2 protein-coding genes and 1 other annotated feature are annotated in these 2,911 nt (G+C 37.5%); of the genes, one reads left to right on the top strand and one right to left on the bottom strand.

Going from position 1 to position 2,911, the window contains the following annotated elements; genetic code table 11:
• Positions 1-102: 102 nt before the first annotated feature.
• Positions 103-1,773: a peptide ABC transporter substrate-binding protein gene (locus ABES52_RS16750; RefSeq protein WP_429652457.1), complete on the bottom strand. Its 1,671-nt coding sequence runs from the start codon at positions 1,771-1,773 to the stop codon at positions 103-105.
• Positions 1,774-2,135: 362 nt separating this feature from the next.
• On the opposite strand from ABES52_RS16750, the gene ABES52_RS16745 reads away from it, so the two are divergent.
• A complete protein-coding gene (locus ABES52_RS16745; protein WP_429652456.1) occupies positions 2,136-2,492 on the top strand; it encodes a DUF3899 domain-containing protein in 357 nt (118 codons plus the stop codon).
• A gap of 61 nt (positions 2,493-2,553) precedes the next feature.
• Positions 2,554-2,794, top strand: a binding site (T-box leader).
• Positions 2,795-2,911: the final 117 nt, after the last annotated feature.

Raw genomic sequence — 2,911 nt, 5'->3', positions numbered from 1 at the left:
ATTTAGTATAGAGCCAAAATTCTTCAATATTCGACAATTTCCTTACAGGGAAAAAGAGAGTATATCGGAATATACTCTCTTTTCATCCCCATAAAGCTTATATTATTTCTCGATGTATGCCCACTTGTAGCTAAAGTCAGCTCCGAATGGGTGTACAACCAATCCTTTAACATATGGTTTTTGAAGTACCGCTACACCACGTTGGTAAAGAGGACCGATGGCTGCGTCTTCCATAAGGATGCGCTCAGCTTCTTGAAGAGCTTCCCAACGTGCATCTAAATCCGTTGCAAGCGTTGTCTTCGCTGCTTCAATTAACTCATCGTATTTAGGGTTAGAGTAATTCATATGGTTATTTCCACCGTCAGTTACCCAAAGGTCGGAGAATGTCATTGGATCTTGATAGTCAGGACCCCAACCAGCCACTTGGATGTCATACTCTTCTTTCGTATCTAGGTCAAGACGAATTTTGAATGGAACTTCTTTTAGCTTAATTGTAAGACCTGGAAGTGTTTTTTCCAGTTGGTCTTTGAAGAATTCGTCCATTTTCTTAGATAGCTCAGTGTCGCCACCAAGAATTTCTAACTCAAGTTCAGTTTTACCAAGCTCTTCTAAACCTTTTTGCCAGTATTCTTTGGCTTTTTCAGGGTCATAAGCAAGTAAGTCGCCGTTTCCATCACGGAAGTCTTTACCGTTATGGAATACGAAATCTTTTGGTACAGCGTAGTTTGCTACCACAGATCCGTTTGCTAAAATGTTGTCAACCATCGCTTGACGGTCAATTGCCATAGAAATCGCTTTACGAATGTTTACGTTCGCAAGAGCTTCGTTCTTTTGGTTAAATTTAAACCAGAAAATTACTGGCTCTAAGTACGTTTGGTATTCTTCATGACCTTTATATTGCAGTGCAAATTCACCGCTTAATCCTACACGGTCGATTTCACCAGTTTCATAAAGGTTAACAGCCGTACTTGTTTCTTTAACAACGTTTACGTTAATTTCTTCAAGTTTAACTGTGTCTTTGTCCCAATATTGTTCGTTTTTCACCATTTTCCAAGAAAGACCTGTTCCGTTCCAGTCAGTTAATACGAATGGACCGTTATATAGTAAGTTATCGCTGTTAGAAGCGTATTGGTCGCCTTTCTCAGTAACGAATTCTTCTTTTTGTGGATAGAATGTTGGGAATGTCATTAGAGATTTGAAGTAAGGAACTGGACGCTCAAGCGTAACTTCTAGCGTTTTGTCATCAAGTGCTTTAACGCCAAGTTCTTCTAAAGGTAATTCACCAGCAGATACTTTATCAGCGTTTTTAATAACACCATTCATCATGTATGGACCGTACTCAGAACCAACATTAGGGTCCACCGCACGGCGCCATGCGAATACGAAGTCGTGAGCAGTTACGTTAGATCCGTCAGACCATTTCGCATCGTCGCGGATTTTGAACGTATACACTGTACCGTCTTCGCTCACTTGTGGCTCTTCAGCCGCAACACCCAAGACAGGTTCATTGTCTTGTCCAAGACGGTAAAGACCTTCAAATACGTTGTTCATGACGTTGAAGGCAACAGCGTCTGTACCTTTTACGCTGTCCATAGTTGGAATTTCAGCGCTTTCAATTAAGTTAAGAACTTGTTTCACATCTTCTTTTGGTTCATCTTGAGGTTCATTACCTTGTCCTTGATCGGTTTGGTTGCTACCGCCAGAGCATGCTGCTAAAAACATGCTTAGAACAAGGGTGAAACTCAAGAACAATAAAAACTTAGAGTTTCTCACTAGTAGACCTCCCTTTTTTATTTTTCTGAAAAATCGCTACATTGACTATTATACATATTTTTTAGAATTTGTACATTATTTTTTATTAAAAAAATTAACACAAATGAAACAAAATTTTATCACTAAACGCGACAAACACATGATATAATTGGATGTTAGAGTATTTTCTGTTAAAATTATGAGGATACAAATACCATATAATTGTGTTATCAGTATAATTATTCTTAATTAATTTGAAGGAAGAATAAGTTTGCATGATTATAATATTTATACAATAAATTTATTATTTATACATTATGTTATCATATTTTCTACTAAAAAAATATCATTTCTTGTATGATTATTTAGGAGGGTTAACCATAGTGTGGAAGAAGGTAGCAACCATGTTCTCTATCTCACAAATTGTTATTATTCTTTTAGTACTCATTCGTACAAATTCTATTCCATTAATTGACTATATCAATGTTTCGTTTCTAATCGGTGGATTATTCTTCTTTATTGCTTTATCGATCTTTTTAATGAGTAGCGGATTTCTCGACTTAACCGTATATGGTTTTCGCCGTGTATTTAGCGTTAACGGGAGAACTTTATCAAAAGAAGAAGTAGAAGAGATGAGAAAACTATCAGAACTGGTGACGGTTAATTACCTTCCTTTTTTATTAACAGGGATTTTGATTCTTTTTGTCATGATCGGAGCACTTTATTTTTACTATAATTAATCGTTCCCACTTGATTCACTTTTTTACATGTCATATAATTAGTTGCACAAATCGATATTTGTGATAGGCGATGAGAAAGAAGAGTACATTTGGGAGCGGTACTTCAGAGAGTTTGTGGTTGGTGGAAACAAACTACCGTCCAAATGGAATGGCCTTTCGAGCCCTAAAGAAGAACGGACGATTCTTAGTATTCTTTAGCGTGGACCTGACGTTAAAAAGGTACCCAGTTGTATGATACTGGGAGTTGAGTGGCCTTTTATGGCACTTAGGGTGGCACCGCGGATATACCATTCGTCCCTAATTGGGGATGAATGGTTTTTTTATTTAGGCTATGTTAAATGTCATTGTTGATTTTTAGCAAATTATTCACACGGCGGCGACTCCAGCGGGTACAAGAAGCCAGGCAAGACCCTTACTTG

The sequence above is a fragment of the Aeribacillus pallidus genome, from assembly GCF_050478865.1.
Lineage (GTDB): Bacteria > Bacillota > Bacilli > Bacillales > JACDOC01 > JACDOC01.
Note: the sequence above shows the minus strand (reverse complement) of the source record. Positions and strands in the feature narration are given on the sequence as shown.